This window comes from Paenibacillus alkalitolerans, from assembly GCF_016482785.1.
GTDB classification, from domain to species: Bacteria; Bacillota; Bacilli; order Paenibacillales; family YIM-B00363; genus Paenibacillus_AE; species Paenibacillus_AE alkalitolerans.
In genome coordinates this window covers 119,605-138,981 of the sequence record NZ_JAEMXM010000014.1, presented here as the reverse complement: position 1 = coordinate 138,981, position 19,377 = coordinate 119,605, and the positions used below count along the sequence as shown (strand labels likewise).

Here is a 19,377-nt window from a genome sequence, read left to right as displayed (position 1 = left end):
AAAAAAGCCGGAAAAATAACCGAACCGTTAGAAATGTGATGATTTGCGGCATTCAATATGTAACGATTCATTCGAAATACACACAAAAACAACATGCCGGACGTTCCCGGCATGTTGTTTATCTTCATTCCGCCAGCTGCTTCATTCCGTAATCCCTCCGAAAGTGATCGGGAGTTTTGCCGGCATGCTTCTTGAAGGCGACATAAAAATAACTCGGATTGGTCATCCCGATCATTTCCCCGATTTTGCTCGCCGGGAGGTCCGTCTCGATCAATAATTCCCGAGCCTTCTTGAACCGGATATCATTGATGTAATTGGAGATCGATAGTCCGAACCGGTCCTTGAATATTTTGCGCGCATAATTGGTCGACAATCCGATTTCATCCGCCAATTCCGCAATCGAGAGATTGGGATCGGAATAACGCTCATGGATAAAAGCCGCCATACATTCGATCAGTGCACTCGATTTATTCGCCGCTTTCGTGTCGCGAATATTCATAATCCGTCCGCATAACCCAATGTACCATTCCCGGATTTCCTCCATCGTGTCATGCCAACGAAACCGGCTGTGCGCGTCTTGCAGCTCCATCATCCATTCCTCTTCGGGATCGTCCACCATCTCGATGGAGGTTCGAAGCGTCATCACCATCAATTGAGTAAGCGAGAGGCGAATCTCGTCGATGTTCATCTCCCGAATATACGCCGCAAATTCGTCGAAGGAATCGCCAAGCTTCCGGAGGTCGCCGGATTTGAGGCAATCCATGATTTTGTTCTCCAACTGGATCGGATAATCGTAAGCCTTGAATCCGATATGGTTTATTTGTGAGTACACCAACACTTTTCCTTTGCCGTATATGAATCGGTAATTCGCGGCTTGGGAGGCTGAATTCCAGGCATGCCGGATTTGATCGAAGCGCTCTGCGACGACGCCGATTCCGATCGTTACCGAAAGATTTAAGAACTTGCGGATATGGCCCTGAATTTCTACAGCCATGCTTATTGCTTCGCCCATCTTTACTTGCGATTGATCTGCAATATTGAAGATCATGCTTACATTATCTTCGGCATCCTCTACGATTTCCGGCGAAAACCGGCTGCTCGCAACCTCTTCCGCGATATTGGTGATCGCGTATTTCAACAGGGACAGGTCGTTCGTGCCGAATTGCTCCACCAGACGGGAGTACTGATCCAGCCGGATTACGCATACTACGAGTTTTCCTTCCCGGATTCTAAGTCCGAGCTTCCCCGGTTTGTCCGGATCGACGATGCTTGGCTTCCGTTCCCCGTTGATCAAGGATACCAGATAAGCTTTCTTCGATTCGGGCATATGCTGCTTCAAATCGGACTGCAATCGCGCAATCCGGCTTTCCATCGTATCGAAGGAGCGGTATATCCGTTCATACTCGCTCAACGCCTTATCCCCGAGAGCTTCAGCCGACGCCGTTCCGGCCTTCAACAGCAGCCGGCGTACCGGCTTATAAAACCGGTTCGTAAACACCCCTCCGGCAATGAGCGCCAGCAGCGCGAACACGGCCGTAATCGTTAGAATGAATCGCTTCAACAATTCCGCCCGGCCGATCAGCTGTTGATAATCGGAAACAACAATAAAGATCCACCCGAGGCTGTCGGATTTCACGTATGTAATCATCGCCTTGGATCCGTTGACGAATCCCATTTGGTTTCCCTTCTTGGCTTTAGCGTCGATCACATTCCGGATATACCGCTCACCGCTTACATTCCTGTTAATCCACTCGCGGTCGGGATGAGAGATGACAGTTCCTTGAGCATTCACTATCATAATGTTGCTTGACGAATCGAAGCCGCCCTGGGTGAGGAGCTGCTGAAACAATCGTTGATTGAAATTGACTGCGAGAACTCCATGGGAGAAACTGTCCGGACCGGTGTCCGAGAATATCAAAGAGATGATGTTGCTGTTATAAGACCTGCCCAGTATTTCGAAATTCACGCTGCGCGGAATGAAGTAGCCTTGCTTGTCCGCAATCGCGCCGTTCTTGATGATTTCAGTCATTTCTTCATCATAAAATTGCTCAATCGTTCTCACGGTTGACAAATTGGAGATGACGATTCGGTCTTGATAGTTGTAAACATAAATGGAATGCACCAGCGGGTTCGTTTCTATCAATTCACCCAACCTCATTCCGATTTTTCCGATTTCGGTCCGGTCAAGATCACTTCCATACAGCGCCTCGCTGATCCATTCGTCTTTATTGAACACATTGTAAAATTGCCGGTAAGCGTTCGAGAGAACAATATTGGCCGTCGTATACGATTGGTAGACCATCTTCTCCGAGTTCTCCCTCACCTCGGACGTTATTTCATCCGTGACCCGATAAACCAAAACAACGGCAAAGATGGAGATAAAGAAGGAGCCGATAAGCATATAGGAAAGCGCCATGTTGAATAAGGTCGCCTTCTCTTTGTACTTATGCCTGATCTTATTGATCATGTCCGTTCTATCACCGGCTTTCTTCGCAAATCGGATTACTCCGGTTGGTTTTGGTATCGATTATAAACTATCTCGCCATACAGTTTCTTTAGCGAAGTGTACGTATTTTTAAGGACTTTCGAGCTTGCTCTTTATAAAATACGGAACAGGGAATCTTCCTTCAAGTAGCGAACAGGGACGCTTGGAAAAATACCGCGAAGGCGATCGGCGAGCGCGGACATGCCGGGCTCTTCGCTTTCTCCATGTCCGAGTACGATGAGCGCCCTTGGCCTCCCCATATATAGGGAATCGCGGATGTATTCCGGAGTTTCCCATTCGGGACCTTCGCCGTATAGCACAAGGTCGAGTCCCTCCTTCTCGAACAGCGGAATGACCGTCTGACCCCCGCCTCTATATCCCGCAAACACCCCGATCCGCCTGCATACCATTTCGGGATCGCCCATTGCTCTAAGAAAGGAAACACCGAGACATTCCTTAACATTGGAAGCAATCTCACGCACCGCGGCCGGCGGGATCTCCACGATTGTCGCCGATGGATGGCGTTCCCGGATATAGGACCCCCACCCAAGCGTCTGAACGAGCCCTTCTGTGATACCGTCCGGAATGCAGCGGTGCCAATAATCATGACAACGATATATTGCAACGCCCGACGCATCGATTCGCCGTTTCTTTTCTTGGAAAACCTCGCTGTCTTCGAAGACGTTTGCCTTATGGTGGGAAAAGAACAGCCCCTCATGCGCAACGATCAAATTTGCACCCAGTTCTGCTGCTTTATCGAGCACGGAAAGCGTCGGCATGAAGCAAGCGACAATTCCTGTGACTTCGCTTCGGCAGTCGCCCGACAGCAGCTCGTCCACCGATCCCTCCGGATTGCCGCCGGGCAACGTCAACGCATCGATTACGTCTTGTACGGTAATACTCATTTTGTTCCCTTCCCTCTCTTTCAATCCTTTTAGCCCTTCTGTAAGCGCTATCATTTTGGCGCTGTCATTCTCTGTTATAATTTATTAGTACACATGACTCTAATTATAATGAGAATTGCTTTGTTTATCCATTTATTTATGAAACATACTGGTATCGGGGCAGTCGGGTTTACCCGTCTACGATAAAAATGGGTACTTAATACCTAAATTAGGCCGGAGCCACTACCAGAAAATAAAAGGTATAATTAAGAAGTTTACTCCCCCACAACTTTCCGAGCGTTCGGAACCGGACGGTTTAATGAACAATCCACATGAAAGGTGCGATGAAGTATGATTGAAAGTGAACTGCAAAAATGCTTGAGAGGCGAGTTGTTTGACTGTAAGGACGAAGAAATCATCCGAATGATCCGTAGGGCCCGAAACCTTACTGAAGCGTATAATACAACTGCTTTTGCAGACACGGTAGCGAGGCAAGAAATCCTTTCCGAATTGTTCGGTGGGATGGGAGACAACGTTACGATTGACAAGCCGTTTCATTGTGATTATGGAAGACATACATTTATTGGATCAAATGTGATAATCAATATGAATTGTACGTTCGTGGACTGTAATCGAATAGAAATTGGTAATAATGTACTGATTGCATCGAATGTTCAGATATATACGGCTACACACCCGGTACCGACAAATGAAAGATTAGTTCATCATTGGGATCCCGCATCGGAAAAACCGTTTTTTCGTACATATGCTTTGCCCGTAACCATCGGAAACAATGTATGGATCGGCGGGGGTGCGATCATTTTACCCGGGGTGACAATTGGCGACAACACAGTAATAGGCGCCGGGAGCGTCGTGACCAAGTCGATTCCATCTAATTGTGTGGCGGTTGGCAATCCGTGCAAAGTAATTCGGTTCTTAGAGGAGGTAAAACATGATTAAATGCATCATATTCGATCTTGACGGCACGATCGGAAATACGCTGCCTTTGTGTATTGCGGCATTTAAGAAATCGATAGAACCACTGGCCGGTAGGACTTTGAGTGATCGAGAGATCATTGACACTTTCGGCCCTTCTGAAGAAGGGACGGTCCGTGCCCTGATTCCAGATCATTTTGATGAAGGAATCGAAGATTATATCAAATACTACAGTGATTTGCATGTAATGTGCGAAGCTCCTTTTGATGGGATCATCGAAGTTCTTGAATTTGCAAAGAACAGGAACGTACACCTGGCTATGGTCACTGGAAAGGGAGAGCGGAGCACAGAGATCACTTTGTCGGTATATGGCATTCGGTCTTATTTCGAAATAATCGAAACCGGCTCTCCAAAGGGACCTAGGAAAGTGCAGGGGATCATGAATGTTTTGGAACAGCTTCGGATTTCTCCCAAGGAAAGCTTATACGTCGGCGATGCTCCGAGCGATATTATGGCGGCAAGAGAAGCCAAGGTTCCAATCATTGCTGCGGCATGGGCGGATACCGCCGATAAGGAACAACTCCAGGCTCTACGGCCCGATTGGTTGTTTTCCAGCGTTGAAGAGTTCAAACAATATATCGAACAGGTTTGCTAGCAGGGGTAGTATCAGCGTAGTGTCAGTTATCTAAATGAGCATGTGAAAAACCCTTGAAATATAAAGGCCTGCACATTGTTTACATGTATTCAATATTCTGGGCAGGAGATCAACAAAAATCAGCCGAAACGATCCAGGGAGCAGATTTCCGCGGCAGCTGCTCTCTGTTTTCATTGAGCTAATGGACAGCATAGTTGAATATTCAGGAGATAAGGGACAGATAAAATGGAGTGTTCCAATTGTGGCAGTTCTAGTTACGCTCGGCGGCAGCTAAACTTTACGAATGTGCAGCAACTACGGAGGAAATATGAACGAATACAACGTTTATGGAAGAAAAGAAGTTAGCTTGGTACTTGTACATGGTGGACCAGGAGCGAGAGGTAGTTTAAAGGATTTAGCTGTAATGCTGTCAAAGGATTTAGGAATTCTTGAGATCAATCAATCTAAACTTAGTATTAAAGAATTGATAGAGGACATGAATAAATATATTACAAAAACCTGTAAAAATAAAGTTGCACTATTAGGTCATTCATGGGGAGCATGGCTGGTTTGTTTATATGCGCATAATTATCCTGATAAAGTAGAAAAAATCATTTTAGTTGGTAGCGGTAGCTTTGATACAAGGTATGTAAAAGAGTTTAGTGATCGGCGTCTTAGTCGATTAAGTAAAGATGAAAAGAGTGAATATGATTTATTGATGAAAGACTTTATATCAAATGATCTCTCTAATAAAGATGAAGTTATGTTTAAATTTGGGAAATTGATGGCAAAAATAGATACTTACGAATTTGTAGGAAATGAATATTCAACAATTGGTGAGGCAAGTTTTCAAATGTTTAATAGTATATGGAATGAGGCATCGAACCTAAGAAAAACAGGTGAACTTATGAATATAATGAAAGAAATTGATGTACCAATTCATGTAATCCATGGTGATTACGATTCTCATGAAATAAAAGGTGTATTAGAACCATTTGAGGAATATGGAATACAGTGCACATATGATGTTATAAAGAGGTGTGGGCATTATCCATGGAGAGAAAAGTATGGGAAAAACGAGTTTTTAGATATTATTATTAAAGAAGTTAATCAGTAGAAGTCAAAGTAAATATAATAGGTAAGTATTAACAAGGTTCTGGAGAACAAAGGTTGCCATTGAACAAATCGAGAAGAAACGGGGATATTCCATTAATGTCATTGGACATCACCGGCGGAACTTTTCTAATGGGCACGAATAGCGCAGAAAGTTTTCCCCAAGACGGGGAGGGTCCGGTCCGGCGAATAACGTTGGATGCGTTTGCGATTGCGCCTTATGCCGTAACCAATGCGGATTTTACGGTATTTGTGGAGGAAACGGGCTATAAAACGGAAAACGAAGGAGCATAATCCACATTATGAGAAGCCGACGGGACGCAAGTCGATGCGCGGCGGCTCCTTCTTGTGTCACCGTTCCTATTGCAACAGGTACCGGGTTGCAGCCCGCAGCTCGAACACACCCGACAGCTCGACCAGCAACTGCGGATTTCGGGTTGCAGCGGATAGGTAAACAGTCCGGAGGCGATGGCCGACCGGACTGTTTTTCATTTTTATTCGTCGTATTTCCTTAACTCGTGCATCAGTTCTCTGGAACGCTTAGCGTTGCCTTGAGCGAAATTTTGAAGACGAATTTTCAACTCATCGTCATTGTGAACTCGCTCGGCAAGAATGGTGTAAGTCCGCAACATTTCAGTTTCAACCTCAAACGATTGTTGAAGGGTGCTCCTTATCTCGTCCCGGTTCACAGCGCAATCGATTTCATTGTGATTGTGATCGTAATCCATAATAGCTCCTTCATTTCAGTTATTTGCCTAAAATATGCGGTTCAAAAATATCCCGCTTCTCCTATTTTGACCAGCTTTCTTCAATTTAACCATGCCCGGCTTAACAAAAATACGCAGCCGTATCCGCCAAGGGAGTCCCTAAATTAGCGGACTCCCTTTCGCTTGAATTCTTTAGTGAAACCGCACCAAGTCGCCGATCTTGACGGCTTGGCCCGTCCGGATGGAACGGTTGGCAGCAATGCCGGTCAGGATCGAACGGGCGCCGTCGACATGGTTGGCGGCGCGCTGGAATTTGTCCTCCGCCGGCGTTCCGAAAATATCGTTCAGCAGCACCGGATCGCCGCCGCCGTGTCCCCCCTTGCCTTCCTCTACATGCACCTCATAAGGGGCGCCGAACATCGGGAACACGTAAATCGATTTGTTTTTCAACGCTCCTTCCAACGCCTTATCCCCGCCGGAATTGACGTAGGACTGCTCCACGATCGTCATTTCAATCCGGCCCTTGCTGCCGTTGAACGCAATCCGGTATCCTTCCCACGGCAAGTACGCATTGAGCGAATACGTCAAGATCGCTTTATTCCGGTAGCGGACGAGCACGCCCATCGTATCCTCGATATTGATGCCGTCGCCAAACACGCTTTGATCGCGCTGGTAGCCGTCTTCTACTTCCGCATCAAGATACATCGCCTTCAAATGCGGATTTTTGTCCAAATGAAGTGCGAAAGGATCTTCCTGCGCGTTCGGATTCCCCGTTGCGCGCGTATAAAACTTCGTCATACCGCGTTTTTCCGCATTTTCTCGGCCGTAGAACAGCAGATCGCCGAATGCGAATACGGATTCCGGTTGGGATCCGATCCAGAAATTCACCAGATCGAAGTGATGCGTCGATTTATGAACGAGCAGCCCCCCGCTGTTGCGCTTGTCACGGTGCCAGCGGCGGAAATAATCCGCGCCGTGCTTCGTATTGAGCAGCCATTCGAAATGGATCGAATGAACGTCGCCGATTGCCCCGTCCATGATAAGCTCGCGCGCTTTCGTATGATGAGGGGCGTACCGGTAATTGAACGTCACGCGCACATTGCGGCCGGTCCGCTCTACAGCGTCGAGGATCTCTTGGCATTTCTCTTCGTCGACCGTCATCGGCTTCTCCGTGATGACGTCGCAGCCAAGCTCGAGCGCTCGAATAATGTAAGTATGATGCGTTCGGTCAATGCTTGTAACGATGACGTAGTCCGGCTTCTCGGTCTCGATCATCCGGTCGAACTCGTCCGATTTATAAGTGGACACTGCGCGATAATCGTACTTTTCCACAAGAAGCTTGTTGGCGTAATCCATGCGGGTTTGGTTGATATCGCAGAAGGCCAGCAGCTCGGATGTGTCCCGGAAGCTCTTCGCTATCGCGCCGTAAAAAAACTCCGCTCTTCCACCGACCCCGACTTGAACGTACTTCTTTTTGCTCATCGTCAATGCACCCTTTGCAAAAAAATTTATATAGTAAGAATATCGCAAAATTATATATAAATCCCCGCTATTTTTGCCGAATTATCCAAAAACACCGCAAATTTTGCTATACTTTGTTTCGAGGTGAACAAGCAATGCATCCTTTGCCGGAAATATTATCGTACGGAAAGATGGGCGGTCCGTTTTGCGTGGAGTATGTCAAGCGATCAGGCCACTATACAATGGGAAGCAACCACATGCATCCATATTATGAAATGTACTACTTGCTTAGCGGAGAGAGGTCCTATTTTATCAAGGACCGGACGTATGACATCCGGAAGGGGGATCTGGTTCTGATCGACCGGTACGAAATTCATAAGACGACGGACCTTGGCGTTCCCGATCATGAGCGCATCGTCATCTATTTCGATGAGAGCTTCGCACGCCGCCAATTCGGACAAGAGGCCGATTCCTTATTGGCCGCCTTCTCCTCCGGACGTCCCGTATTCCGCTTTTCCATGCAGCGGCAGCTTGAAGCTCAACGGCTCTCCTTAAAGCTGTTAAGCGAATTAAAGGATCGCCCGTTCGGCTTTGTTTTGTCTCTGATCCATACTGCGGCCGAGCTGCTGCTGCTTGCCGCCCGCTCGGTTCATGAAATGGAAGAGAGCGATGACGGCCAGCCATCCTCCTTGAACGAAAAAATGACGGAGATCGTCCGCCATATCAATACGAATTACGCCGAACCGCTCTCGCTGCAGTCAGTGGCGGAGCGCTTCTTCATCAGTCCTTATTATTTAAGCCGGATGTTCAAGGAGAAAACCGGATTTCCGTTTACCTTGTATTTGAATTTAGCGAGGGTGAGGGAAGCGCAGCGGCTGCTGCGCGAAACCGATATGAAAATTATCGACATTGCCTCATTCGTCGGCTTCGATAACTTTTCCCATTTCGGCAAAACGTTCAAGAAACTCACCGGCACCTCACCCCGCACATACCGAAACAAATGGCTGCGGATTTGAAATCGCTCCCGTATTGACTTTTTGAACAGTGAACGGGATCACCAAGCAGACAGCAGCTTCCATATATCGATGGAGTTAACCGTAACGGAACCGCCCTCGGCAAAGATGTCCAGATCCACGTTAGCAGGATCGGGATAAATATTGTTCGTCATTACGGTACGATAGTCATCCGTATATACTTCGATAACGCTGGTATCGACAAAAATGTGAAGGCGCAGCGGATCGCTCCCGGACCTCTCCAACAGGGAGGTTTGGATACCTTCGCTCCATCCGTCGGATTGCGTGCGGTCCAAGCGGAGCTCATTGGTTGTACGGTTGTAAACAAGAAGCGTCTGCTTATTCCGATCCTTGGCGGCTCTAAGAATGAGGCCGACCTCTTCCGCCGAACTTCCGTCCAGTTGAAATTCTACCTTAATTTCAAGACAGTCACTGCCTACATAGTCCGGCAGCGTCCGTACGCCCGGCCGGACAACAAGTTTTTCGCGATGGTAACTGTCTCTTCGAAGGACCCCAAGCTCTTCGACCGGCGTAAATTTCAGCCTTCCATTCTTGTCGAGCTCCACAACCCGCGGAAGCGACATGGCGCCGCACCAATGGTTTTTCGCCGTCGGGCCGAAGTTTTTGAACCAGGGCATCCAGTCCCAGGCATTCAGCCATCCGATGATGATGCGCCGTCCTTGCCCGTCAAGGAAGGACTGAGGCGCATAATACTCGAAGCCAAAGTCCACATCTCCCATAGTATCCCAAACAAACCGGCCGGTGGTATAATCCATGTCCCCTACGAGGTAGACCGTTTTGTGAAGGCCCATGCCCATCGGCGAAAACATCAGGACATACCGGTCGCCGAGCGGAAAGAAATCCGGACACTCCCACATATACCCCATCGTCCCGTCGCTCTCGGCCAGCACGCCTGCATAATCCCATCTGCGGAGGTCCGGCGACCGGTACAGGAGCGCCTTTCCGATATCGCCCTTCCGGGAACCGACCACCATGTACCAGGAGTCTCCATGCTTCCAGACCTTGGGGTCGCGGAAGGCGGCCGAGCCGTCTTCCGGCGGGCCGGGAATAACAGGGTTCCCTTCGTACTTTTGAAACGTGATGCCGTCCTCGCTGGTCGCAACACATTGGGATTGGACAACCGTGCCGTCCTCTTGGATGATCGTGCCCGTGTACAGAACGGTAAGCACTCCATTGTCGTCAACCGCGCTGCCCGAAAAACAGCCTCCCCGCTCATGCAGATCATACGGCTCGCTCGGCGCAAGGGCGATCGGCAAATGCTCCCAGTGGACCAAATCCTTGCTTTTCGCGTGTCCCCAGTGCATGGAGCCCCATTCCGCGCCGTACGGATAATGCTGATAGAAGAGGTGGTATTCCCCTTTGTAAAAGATAAGCCCGTTCGGATCGTTGATCCAGTAGGCTGGCGCCATAAAATGATACTTCAGCCGCGTCAAATCTCTGCTTACCGCATCTTTGATTTTAGCTATCGATTGCTCCGCTTTCAGCAAAGCCTCGCGATGCGGGATCCGGTTTCCGGCCGCCAAGCTCATGGTTATCCCCCTTATCGAAACAACTCCCGAATGATTTTGCCCTGCTCAATGTTCCCTTTGGAGTGGCCGGCAACCCGGTTTTCTTTCTTCTCCACCTGAGCCGTCCGCCCTTTCGAGTAGCTGTCCATCCGTTGTTTAGCGAGCTCGTACGATTGTTTCATCTCATCGTTCAATGGAACTTGCTTCAGAGGGCCGGGGCTCGGGAATTGAGGCATCGGCTGGATGCGCTCCTCCACCGGGAGAATGCCGAACGGCTTCGAAGGAAGCGTCTGATACCAGTACGCCGTGGAAGACCAATCATCGGACAGATGGTTGGCGTGGCCGTGTTCGATCGTCACTTTAATGCTTTCCGAGAAATAAATCGGGTCCGTAATGTGGAATCGATAGGAGACCTGATAGCCCGGCACGTCGCTCTCGTGAATAATGGATCCGTGGAAAGGAAAAGCGTTCTTCTGCATCCCCCACGCATGATTGAAGTAGTCCTCCGCACCGGTGCCGATGATGCTCGGCAGCTCCTCGCCGTCAATGAAGATCATATCGTCGCCCTCGCCCCACCAGCTGCCCTGGAAATGGGTAACCGACAGGTTGCAGCCGACGTAATGCCCTTTGCCCTCGGCCTCCAAAACGACATAGTTTCCGGCGCCGTCGAGGTTCGCCACGCGATTGACCTCGGGCGTATTCACCTGAAGATCCGGCCCCCAGCCGTCGCAAGGATTCTCGCGGCGCCACTGGGCATGGAAGTATGCCGTATCTTCAGGAAGCGGCTGCTTGTACAGCTCGTAATCAATGTGGAAGTAGAGGCCGAACGGCACATCATTCTCATTGATAATTTCGATTTTGGCTTTCTTGTTGAACGGCATCGGGAAGTAGCAGTTGACGGAAGCGACGCCGCCGAACTTGAACTGCTCCTCCGGCTTAACCGATACGGTAAAGGGCATGGAGGCGAAATTGCCTGGCATCGAATGACCGATGCAGAAGAAGTCGCCGTAGGGAACGAGGACGCTGGGATGAGCCTGGTCGTCCCACGTCATTTTGACCAACACTTTCCGATACCAGGCCGGATCGGCGGATTCCCACGTCACGCCCAGTGCGTTATGAATTTCGTTAACGGGAGCAATATTGCCGCCGCCTTCCGGGTTGATCACGCTCGGACCATGAATTCTGCGGCAGAATGAAGTCATCCAAATATGAGAAATGCTGCCGGGCCCTTCAACTTCGCCCAATACGACCGTCTCTCCGGCGGGAATCATCCAATAATCCTGGTTGCGGCCGTCCTGATCCCAACTGGAAAAGCGCGCGGAACGGACATCTTTGACCTTAGTGAGCCGATCGAGCAGATTCAACGACGATTGATTGTGCATGAATGATTTCTCCTTTTTATTTATATTGATGAAGTTATGTGCAGCTGTCGTAAATGCGCCGGACTAGCCTTTAACCGCGCCTGCCGTCATGCCTTCGATAATGAACCGCTGGAAGAACCCGAAGAAGACGAGCTGCGGGATGATGATCAGCATGCTGGCGGCAATGCTGCCGCCATAGTCGATATTGAAGCGTCCCTTGAATTGTGAAATGCCGAGTGAGATCGTGGTCAGCGAATCGTCGCTGATGAGCGTAACGGCGAACGGAAACTCATTCCAGATATACAGTACGTTAAAGATAAAAACAGTGGCGACGACAGGCATGACAATCGGGAACACCACAGACCGCCCCAGCGAAATCAACCCGCAGCCGTCAATGACGGCCGCCTCCTCGACCTCTCTTGGAAACCCTCTCAAGAACCCCGTGAACAGGAGCGTATTGAAGGATATGGCGGTTGCGATATAGGGCAGCACAAGCGAAGCATAGGTGTTGTTCAGTCCGAGCATGATCGTAATCCGATAGACCGGAAACAACAAAATGAATGCCGGTATCGCAAGTCCCATCAGTAGGAAAGCCGTAATCGATCGCCTTAATTTCTCCGAACGGAACACCATTCTCGCAAGCGCATAGGAGCTCATAAAGGTGATTAAAATTTCAATAACGATCGTAACGATTGCGATGATGAACGTGTTTTTATACATCAGTCCGAGATTGAGCGTCTCCAAGGCTCTTGCGTAGTTCTCAAAACTGACGGCCTTGGGAAGCGTGAACGGATGATTCAAAATGTCTTCATTCGATTTGAAAGAAAGCAGCACCATCCATAGTAGAGGAATCATGACAAGAAATGTGACCGCATAGGCCAACATCGTTAACGGTACGTTGTTTCTTGAATATGCCGCCGCTTTGCGCACGGAATCCCCTCCTACTCCTCGACTTTTCTACCGCTTACTCTCAGATAGATCAGAGAGAACACCATGGTTAGCATGAACGTAACTGTTGCAATAGACATGCCGTAACCATACTCACCGGACGTAAAGGTGACATTGTACATGTACGTAACCATGACCTCGGAGAGATGATTCGGTCCGCCGTTCGTGAGCAGAAACACGGTTTCGAATACTTTGAAAACACCCGTTATGATAAGAACGACATTGATTTTTACCGTCTCGTTCAGCATGGGGATGGTGATGAAAAACAATTGCTGCCGCTTGCTCGCGCCGTCAATGGAACTGGATTCATACACGTCTCTAGGAATCATCTTTAATCCGGCCAGAAAAATCGTAGCCAGAAACCCGATCGTCTGCCAGGAATAGACGAAACCGACCGAATATGGCGTCAGCGTCCTGCCGCCGATCCAGGGAAGAGCAAGCTCGTCAAGACCGATTCGCTTCAGCAGTACGTTGATCAAGCCCATTTGCGGATCGAGGATGAACACCCAGATCAGCCCGGCCAGAATCGGCGCTATGATACTGGGAGCAAAGTTCAGGGCCTTCACCGCATTGGCTCCTTTAATTTTCGCATTCAATAGAAGGGCCAGAAGGAATGCGCCCGGAAGGAGCAATACCAGCGAAACGGCCAGCACAATGATTGTGTTTTTGAGCGAGATCCAAAACAGCGAATCATGGATCAGCCGTTTGTAATTGTCCAACCCGACGAATACTGCCGCGCCAATGCCCGTATAGGTCGTAAGACTGTAGTAAAAGGACACGAAAATTGGAAGGACGATGTATAAACCGTATACGAGCAAGACAGGCAGCAGCATCGCCAGGATATATCTCCGTTTGCTCAACCAGATCATTCTCTCCCTCAACCCCTCTATTTTGTCATTTTGCCGTCAATCAGCTTTAATGCTTCTTCCGGCGTGTAGATTCCGTTGATCACACCGTAAATGCTGTCATTCAGCTGGTTGGCCGCCGCTTCCGAGAGGACAAGATCCGGTTGGGCGGCAGGTCGTTCCCAGCCCGGTTCGTTCAGCTTATTGATTACTTCGGCATAGACGGGATACTTATCTTTGTCAACGTCTCCCGTATATTTCACGACCGGAGGCGCTTCGTTTTCCGCCATTACGGCAGCCCCTTCCTGACTGTAGAAGAAGGAGAAAAATTTCCGGACGGCATTAAGTCTGGCGGCGTCTTTTTGTACTTTGGCGCTGGCAACAAGAGGCGCGGCTGCAACGGCCATGGCAATCTTCTGGTTGCCTACGCCGTCCGCGAACGTCGGTCCCCAGGAGAAGCCCGTTGTTTTCGCTACCGGACTGCCTTCAATTTTCTTGGTCTCCCACACGCCGGCATCCAGCATTGCAGCTTGTCCGGACGTAAACATCTCCACTGCCTGGAAATAAGAGAGGGTGGATACGTTCTCCGGGAATGCCCCGTTGACGCGAAGCTCGTCAATTTTGTTAAAGAAATTCAGAAAATCCGGATTGTCAAACTTCTCGGTTCCCGCTTGAATCTTATCGAGCTTCTCAAAGAAGCCGTAGCGAGTAAGCATGCCTAGGAACGCCCACGTACTGAACGTATCCTTCGCGCCTTTGGCAATGGTGACGACATTATTTTTCTTAAAGACCTTCACGGCTGCGAGAAGCTCGTCGTACGTCTCCGGGACCTTAACGCCGTATTTATCAAATAATGCTTTGTTGTACCACAGGCCGGTGACCAACGCCTGATAAGGCAATCCGAATTGCTTGCCGTTGTCCTGGTATCCGCTCAGCATCTTGGCGTCGATACTTGAGGCAATTTCCGGATTGCCCTCCAGAAAGTCGGTCAGGTCCAGCAGCAATCCCGCTTTATTCATTTCTCCGGCCGGTGCCGGGAGCATCCAGAAAATATCCGGAAGCGAGTCGGATTGCGCCATCATTTTCATTTTTTTGACATGCTCGTCCGTGGCGGCACCGGAAAGATTCACTTTGATGTCAGGGTATTTCTCTTGGAACTTCTGCACGATCCCGTACATATAAGGCTCTTGATCCTTTACGTTTGCCACATGCATGGCGATGGAGAGCGTGACCTGTTTCGCGCTTTCGCCGCCGGACGGGGCCGCGGCGCCGGATTCGCCGCTTTTGCCGCAGGCGGCAAGGCTCAGAATGAGAAGGCAGACCGTCACAATCAGCGATAAACTTTTTTTCATAGACTGCATTTCCCCCAGTGTAGTAAAGTTTTCAGAGCTCTACTTAAAGCGCTTTCTTTCTTAGGCCTGTATTTATCATAACTCCATTCTTTGTACATGTATTTAGCAAAGCGAAGGATTTATTTATCATTTCTCGCTTTTTGTGATACGCTTGCATCAGCCGGTCAAACTCATGTCCATCTTCTTTGCACGGCACTTCCGTCCGGGAGAGTGGTCCAAATGATTTTGCATCAGATATCGCCTTATATCCGTGTCGCCATGGATAACATCGAGGATCGTCCGTGGGTGATTCAGGAACGGGTATTGTTCGACTATGAATTGCTTTACATCATGGAAGGCAAGGTCACCGCGACCATTGAAGACGAAGAATACGAAGGCGAGCGCGGCGATATATTTCTGTTCCGCCCCAAACAGAAACATAAGATTGTGAAGGTGGAGGGCAGGCGGCTTAGGCAGCCGCATATTCATTTTGATTTCTTTTATGGGGAGGACAGCGAGAAGGTAAAAGTCTCTTTTCGTCCGCTTAAAGAAATAGCGCCTGAAGAACACAACTGGTTCCGGGACGACATTATTGATCAAATGCCCGTGATCTTGCCGAACCGGCTTCGGCTTAGAAATCCGATATTCGTCGAGAAAATGCTGATGGATATCATTTACGAATACGAGACGAAAATGCCCTTCTATGAATTCAAAGTAAAGGGTATGTTTATTCAGCTGTGGATTCAACTGCTGCGGGAAAATTACTGGAGCCAGAATCCCCACCTGGAGACCAACATGCACGCTTTAATGCACATCAAGCAGTATTTGATGCATAACACCAACCGCAAAGTAAGCCTGGACGAAATCGCAAGAGTGTCCGGCATTAGCAAGCATTACCTGGGGCGGCTGTTTCACAAGGCTTTCGGCATGAGCCCAATACAATATCACCATCTCATGCGCGTCCATGCCGCCCGTCATCTGGTCCAGTTTACCACCGAACCGCTCAGCGTCATTTCGGAGAAAATGGGTTTTCCCAACATCCATGCGTTCAGCCGATTTTTCAAGACGGTCGAGGGAACCCCTCCTTCTTTTTATCGAAGCAGCAAAAATAGTTGAATGTATTTCATTATTAGGAACGGAAGAAGGACCGCGGCGGCGGTCCTTCTTCTCTTTTAACGTCTTTCCCGGTTAGCTCTTGAAAAACGAGCAATAATGCAGCGACTTTGATCGCGGTACTATCCTTATTGGCCAAACATCGCCTACACCTCTGTTGTGGTCTTTACTTTCGCCGCCGGTCGAAGAATAGGAATGTTAAGGCATATGAAACCCGCTAGAAAAACAAGCGTTCCACAAACGACATAAACAGTGATCGGCTCTCTGAAAAACAAGTACGCCCATAGGATAGAAAATAAGACCGAACAATTGCCGATGAGCGCAACGACCACAAAAGAGACTCTCTTCATGGCTTCAGCGAGCCAATAGAAGCTCAGACCTGTAATGACTCCGAGAAGGACCAGTGCGCCGAACGCCCAAAACGTGATCGGGCCGGTAACAGCTTGACTCTGAAACGGCAGTGGAATCGAGACGAGCAAAGAGCTCCAGAAAAAAACCGAAAAGTTCATATTACCGCTGTCCATCGTCTTTGCGAGCATTCGCGAGCTAAGCACATGAACGGCCGCGCCGATTCCCGCCAGCGTGAATAGCAGCGTGGTCAGCGCGCCGCCGGTCATCAGCGCATGGAAGGGCAGCCCGTTCCAACCGATGACGATTACTCCAATCACACAAAGCGCAGCGGCAATCCAACCCCTCTTCGATATTTTATCCTTAAACAGAATGCTTCCGGCAATCAAGAGCGTCACGGTCTGCACCGGCTGCACCAGAATGTTGCCGTACGAATAACCGATCGTGAGGGCGATATTCTCGAAAATATAGTTGGCGGACTTACCGGCCGCGCCGAACCAAATCCATTTGAGACCTGACCGAAGCCTAATCCTGCGGTCTTTGACCAGAAGCAAAATACCGAGAAAGATCACTCCGAAGAAAAATCGCGAGAACGTAATGACGGAGCTGTCCACCATCGTCGAAGCCGTTTTGACAAGCACACCCACGCAGCTCCAGCCTATTGTTGCAAGCAGAAGCAGTAAATATCCCATCTCGCGCACCTTCTATCAGTATATCTGCCGGTAACGATAACAATTTTGCCGCCTGAAGTCAAAAAGGTTCGTTCGAGTTATCCAAGATAACTATGCGGACTCTCCCCCTTGTTCTCATCTATTTAATGAAACCGGACCAAGTCGCCGATCTTGACGGCTTGGCCGTCGCCCCTATTTCTTAGGCCAATCCCACGTCGCCAGATCGTCGCTCCAGGCGATGCCAATGCAAGCGTGCGTATCGAAAATTATCTCTTCGTCCTCCGGTCCCGTGCCATGATAAAACATTAGATATTTGCCGACGCCCTCTACCCGGGTGCAGTCCAATACGAATCCCGCCGTCAATCGTCCCCGGGCCCATGGCCACCCCGACTGACCGAATGTCAACAGCCCCCCTTCTCGGCGCCATTCCTTCAGATCGTCCGACCGCATGACGCCGATGCCGTTCGGCGGCGAATGGAACATGACGTATTCCCCGCCTACGCGCAAGATGCACACGTTCTCGCCGGCATCCTCGCGGCCGGCGTAATGCCATTCCGTCAGGTCGGTCGACCAAGACAAGCTGACTCCGTTTTGTTTGTAAAAGCACCACCACTTGCCGGGCTCCTCCACGCTCTCAATCAAATACGGGTCAATCATGCGACCCATCTCGGTCACGGGCATGTCCGGACCCTTCACCCGAAGCAACTTCGGTTCCGACCAATACAGGAGATCCGTACTCTCCATCGTCCACAGCCTGGCGTCGGCGTTGCCGTGCTTCTCCCCGTTCGGCCGGGGATACGTCTGCAAACACATGATCCACCGGTCTCCGCAGCGAATCACGTTGCCCGGGCTCGAGAAATTGAGCTCCCGATTCCGAGGCGTCAGGCGGCTCGGTTCGCTCCAGGCGACCAGATCGCGGCTTACGCTTGCCGCCGTATACATATATACGCTCCCGTCCAGCTCCGTCTCCGTAAGGGTGAAATACAGATAAAACATCCCCTCGTGAAACAGAGCAGCCGGATCGCGGTACGCGATCCGACTGCTTCCCTGGAGCAGAACGGGCGAATGAAGTCGAGACAAACAAACTGTCATAGATCCATCCCCCTCTATTAAGCGTCTGGAACCGGACGAATGCGCAGCTCTCGGTCGAACTCGACTTTCACGATAGCCGGCCGCTCTTGGATGGGCGCAAGCGGGCCGTTCCCAAAGAACGTGCTGTACCATTGTCCGCCCTTATCTTGGAAAAACATATTGTGACCGCCGTGTGGAATAGCCAGGTACCGATCCCCGTAAGGTCCGTAAATATGCTCCGAGCTGGCCACGAAGCAATGGTATGCCCCGTCGACGAAATCTGCGCCAGCCAAATGATATCGTCCGTGCGCCTTAAACAGGAACGTGCCCTCGAAGCCGACGTGATCCGCGTTCGCCGGCTTCAGCACGCGCAGATCCTCTTCGAGTCCGGACAAGTCGTCGGTCATGCGCGCGAGCTTGCCGTTGTCACATAAGAAGTATATCGCGCCGTCGTCGTCTTCGAAGAGCGAGGCGTCGATGTACGGGCAGATCGGACCGTCAGCTGCGATCGCGTCGGCGTAAGGCCCCTCAGGGCGTCCGCTGTCGCTGCGCAGCAGACCGCTGCCGACCCTCGGAATGCAATACGGGATCCAGTACGTTCCCTTCAAGTAATGAATTTCCGGAGCCCACAGCGGGCGGAACGGGGCGCCGTCGCGAAGCCCCACAGCCTTCTGCCACGTGCCCTCACGGTCGGCGTTCCAGACGGTGGACCGCCTTCGGGGCTCCGTCACGACCGGGATCCAATCCTGTAAATCGGGTGACTTCCACAGTTGAATGTCACCGGTGACGCCCCACCAGTCCGGATAGCCTGTCGTGCCGCTCAAGTAATACCATCCGTCCCCGCCGCGGCAAATCGAGGTATCGCGCACCGGGAAATCGAACAAGGGGCGAAGCGTCGCCGGCAATCGCGGATGATCTGTCATCTGG

18 protein-coding genes and 1 pseudogene are annotated in these 19,377 nt (G+C 50.1%); 7 read left to right on the top strand and 12 right to left on the bottom strand.

Annotated features, from left to right (window positions below):
* Positions 1-124 precede the first annotated feature (124 nt).
* Positions 125-2,467, bottom strand: coding sequence for a helix-turn-helix domain-containing protein (locus JET16_RS20120; protein WP_199619533.1), 2,343 nt, complete (start codon positions 2,465-2,467; stop codon positions 125-127).
* Positions 2,468-2,598: 131 nt separating this feature from the next.
* A complete protein-coding gene (locus JET16_RS20115; RefSeq protein WP_199619531.1) occupies positions 2,599-3,390 on the bottom strand; it encodes a Nif3-like dinuclear metal center hexameric protein in 792 nt (263 codons plus the stop codon).
* A 330-nt stretch (positions 3,391-3,720) separates the two neighbouring features.
* Here JET16_RS20115 and JET16_RS30915 point away from each other — a divergent pair, with 330 nt between their 5' ends.
* The 5 genes and pseudogenes from JET16_RS30915 to JET16_RS30905 all read left to right on the top strand — a co-directional run.
* Positions 3,721-4,329 (top strand): sugar O-acetyltransferase, encoded by a 609-nt coding sequence (locus JET16_RS30915; RefSeq protein WP_325176735.1) that lies wholly within the window; start codon positions 3,721-3,723, stop codon positions 4,327-4,329.
* A complete protein-coding gene (locus tag JET16_RS20105; protein ID WP_199619529.1) occupies positions 4,322-4,960 on the top strand; it encodes an HAD family hydrolase in 639 nt (212 codons plus the stop codon). The genes JET16_RS30915 and JET16_RS20105 overlap by 8 nt, the downstream gene beginning before the upstream one ends.
* A gap of 307 nt (positions 4,961-5,267) precedes the next feature.
* The gene (locus JET16_RS20100) at positions 5,268-6,056 is read left to right on the top strand and encodes an alpha/beta fold hydrolase (RefSeq protein WP_199619527.1); all 789 of its coding nucleotides are present in this window, start codon (positions 5,268-5,270) and stop codon (positions 6,054-6,056) included.
* Positions 6,057-6,151: 95 nt separating this feature from the next.
* The gene (locus JET16_RS30910) at positions 6,152-6,346 is read left to right on the top strand and encodes an SUMF1/EgtB/PvdO family nonheme iron enzyme (RefSeq protein ID WP_407673166.1); all 195 of its coding nucleotides are present in this window, start codon (positions 6,152-6,154) and stop codon (positions 6,344-6,346) included.
* Positions 6,339-6,506, top strand: a pseudogene (locus tag JET16_RS30905) (SUMF1/EgtB/PvdO family nonheme iron enzyme); the annotation flags it as partial. The gene JET16_RS30910 and the pseudogene JET16_RS30905, both read left to right, overlap by 8 nt.
* Before the next feature lie 40 nt (positions 6,507-6,546).
* Here the strand turns inward: JET16_RS30905 and JET16_RS20090 are convergent.
* Positions 6,547-6,780: a hypothetical protein gene (locus tag JET16_RS20090; protein WP_199619525.1), complete on the bottom strand. Its 234-nt coding sequence runs from the start codon at positions 6,778-6,780 to the stop codon at positions 6,547-6,549.
* A gap of 171 nt (positions 6,781-6,951) precedes the next feature.
* Positions 6,952-8,241 carry a Gfo/Idh/MocA family oxidoreductase gene (locus tag JET16_RS20085; RefSeq protein ID WP_199619523.1) on the bottom strand — a complete coding sequence of 430 codons (1,290 nt, stop codon included), beginning with the start codon at positions 8,239-8,241 and terminating at the stop codon, positions 6,952-6,954.
* 134 nt (positions 8,242-8,375) lie between these two features.
* On the opposite strand from JET16_RS20085, the gene JET16_RS20080 reads away from it, so the two are divergent.
* Positions 8,376-9,236 (top strand): helix-turn-helix transcriptional regulator, encoded by an 861-nt coding sequence (locus JET16_RS20080; protein ID WP_199619520.1) that lies wholly within the window; start codon positions 8,376-8,378, stop codon positions 9,234-9,236.
* 38 nt (positions 9,237-9,274) lie between these two features.
* Here JET16_RS20080 and JET16_RS20075 read toward each other — a convergent pair whose 3' ends face one another.
* The 5 genes from JET16_RS20075 to JET16_RS20055 all read right to left on the bottom strand — a co-directional run bounded on the left by JET16_RS20075 (position 9,275) and on the right by JET16_RS20055 (position 15,268).
* Entirely contained in the window at positions 9,275-10,783 is a 1,509-nt protein-coding gene (locus JET16_RS20075; protein WP_199619517.1) for a glycoside hydrolase family 32 protein, read from the bottom strand.
* 11 nt (positions 10,784-10,794) lie between these two features.
* Positions 10,795-12,144, bottom strand: a complete 1,350-nt coding sequence (locus JET16_RS20070) for a glycoside hydrolase family 172 protein (RefSeq protein ID WP_199619514.1) — start codon at positions 12,142-12,144, stop codon at positions 10,795-10,797.
* A 63-nt stretch (positions 12,145-12,207) separates the two neighbouring features.
* The gene (locus JET16_RS20065) at positions 12,208-13,053 is read right to left on the bottom strand and encodes a carbohydrate ABC transporter permease (RefSeq protein WP_325176732.1); all 846 of its coding nucleotides are present in this window, start codon (positions 13,051-13,053) and stop codon (positions 12,208-12,210) included.
* Between the two features lie 11 nt (positions 13,054-13,064).
* Positions 13,065-13,940: a carbohydrate ABC transporter permease gene (locus JET16_RS20060; protein WP_199619511.1), complete on the bottom strand. Its 876-nt coding sequence runs from the start codon at positions 13,938-13,940 to the stop codon at positions 13,065-13,067.
* 17 nt (positions 13,941-13,957) lie between these two features.
* Positions 13,958-15,268, bottom strand: coding sequence for an ABC transporter substrate-binding protein (locus JET16_RS20055; RefSeq protein ID WP_233531941.1), 1,311 nt, complete (start codon positions 15,266-15,268; stop codon positions 13,958-13,960).
* A 219-nt stretch (positions 15,269-15,487) separates the two neighbouring features.
* Here JET16_RS20055 and JET16_RS20050 point away from each other — a divergent pair, with 219 nt between their 5' ends.
* Positions 15,488-16,363, top strand: a complete 876-nt coding sequence (locus tag JET16_RS20050; RefSeq protein ID WP_199619505.1) for an AraC family transcriptional regulator — start codon at positions 15,488-15,490, stop codon at positions 16,361-16,363.
* A gap of 143 nt (positions 16,364-16,506) precedes the next feature.
* On the opposite strand, the gene JET16_RS20045 is transcribed toward JET16_RS20050, so the two are convergent.
* From JET16_RS20045 to JET16_RS20035, 3 genes are all read right to left on the bottom strand, one after another.
* Positions 16,507-17,400: a DMT family transporter gene (locus JET16_RS20045; protein WP_199619502.1), complete on the bottom strand. Its 894-nt coding sequence runs from the start codon at positions 17,398-17,400 to the stop codon at positions 16,507-16,509.
* Positions 17,401-17,571: 171 nt separating this feature from the next.
* Positions 17,572-18,471, bottom strand: a complete 900-nt coding sequence (locus tag JET16_RS20040) for a glycoside hydrolase family protein (RefSeq protein WP_199619499.1) — start codon at positions 18,469-18,471, stop codon at positions 17,572-17,574.
* 17 nt (positions 18,472-18,488) lie between these two features.
* Positions 18,489-19,373: a family 43 glycosylhydrolase gene (locus JET16_RS20035; RefSeq protein WP_199619496.1), complete on the bottom strand. Its 885-nt coding sequence runs from the start codon at positions 19,371-19,373 to the stop codon at positions 18,489-18,491.
* Positions 19,374-19,377 lie beyond the last annotated feature (4 nt).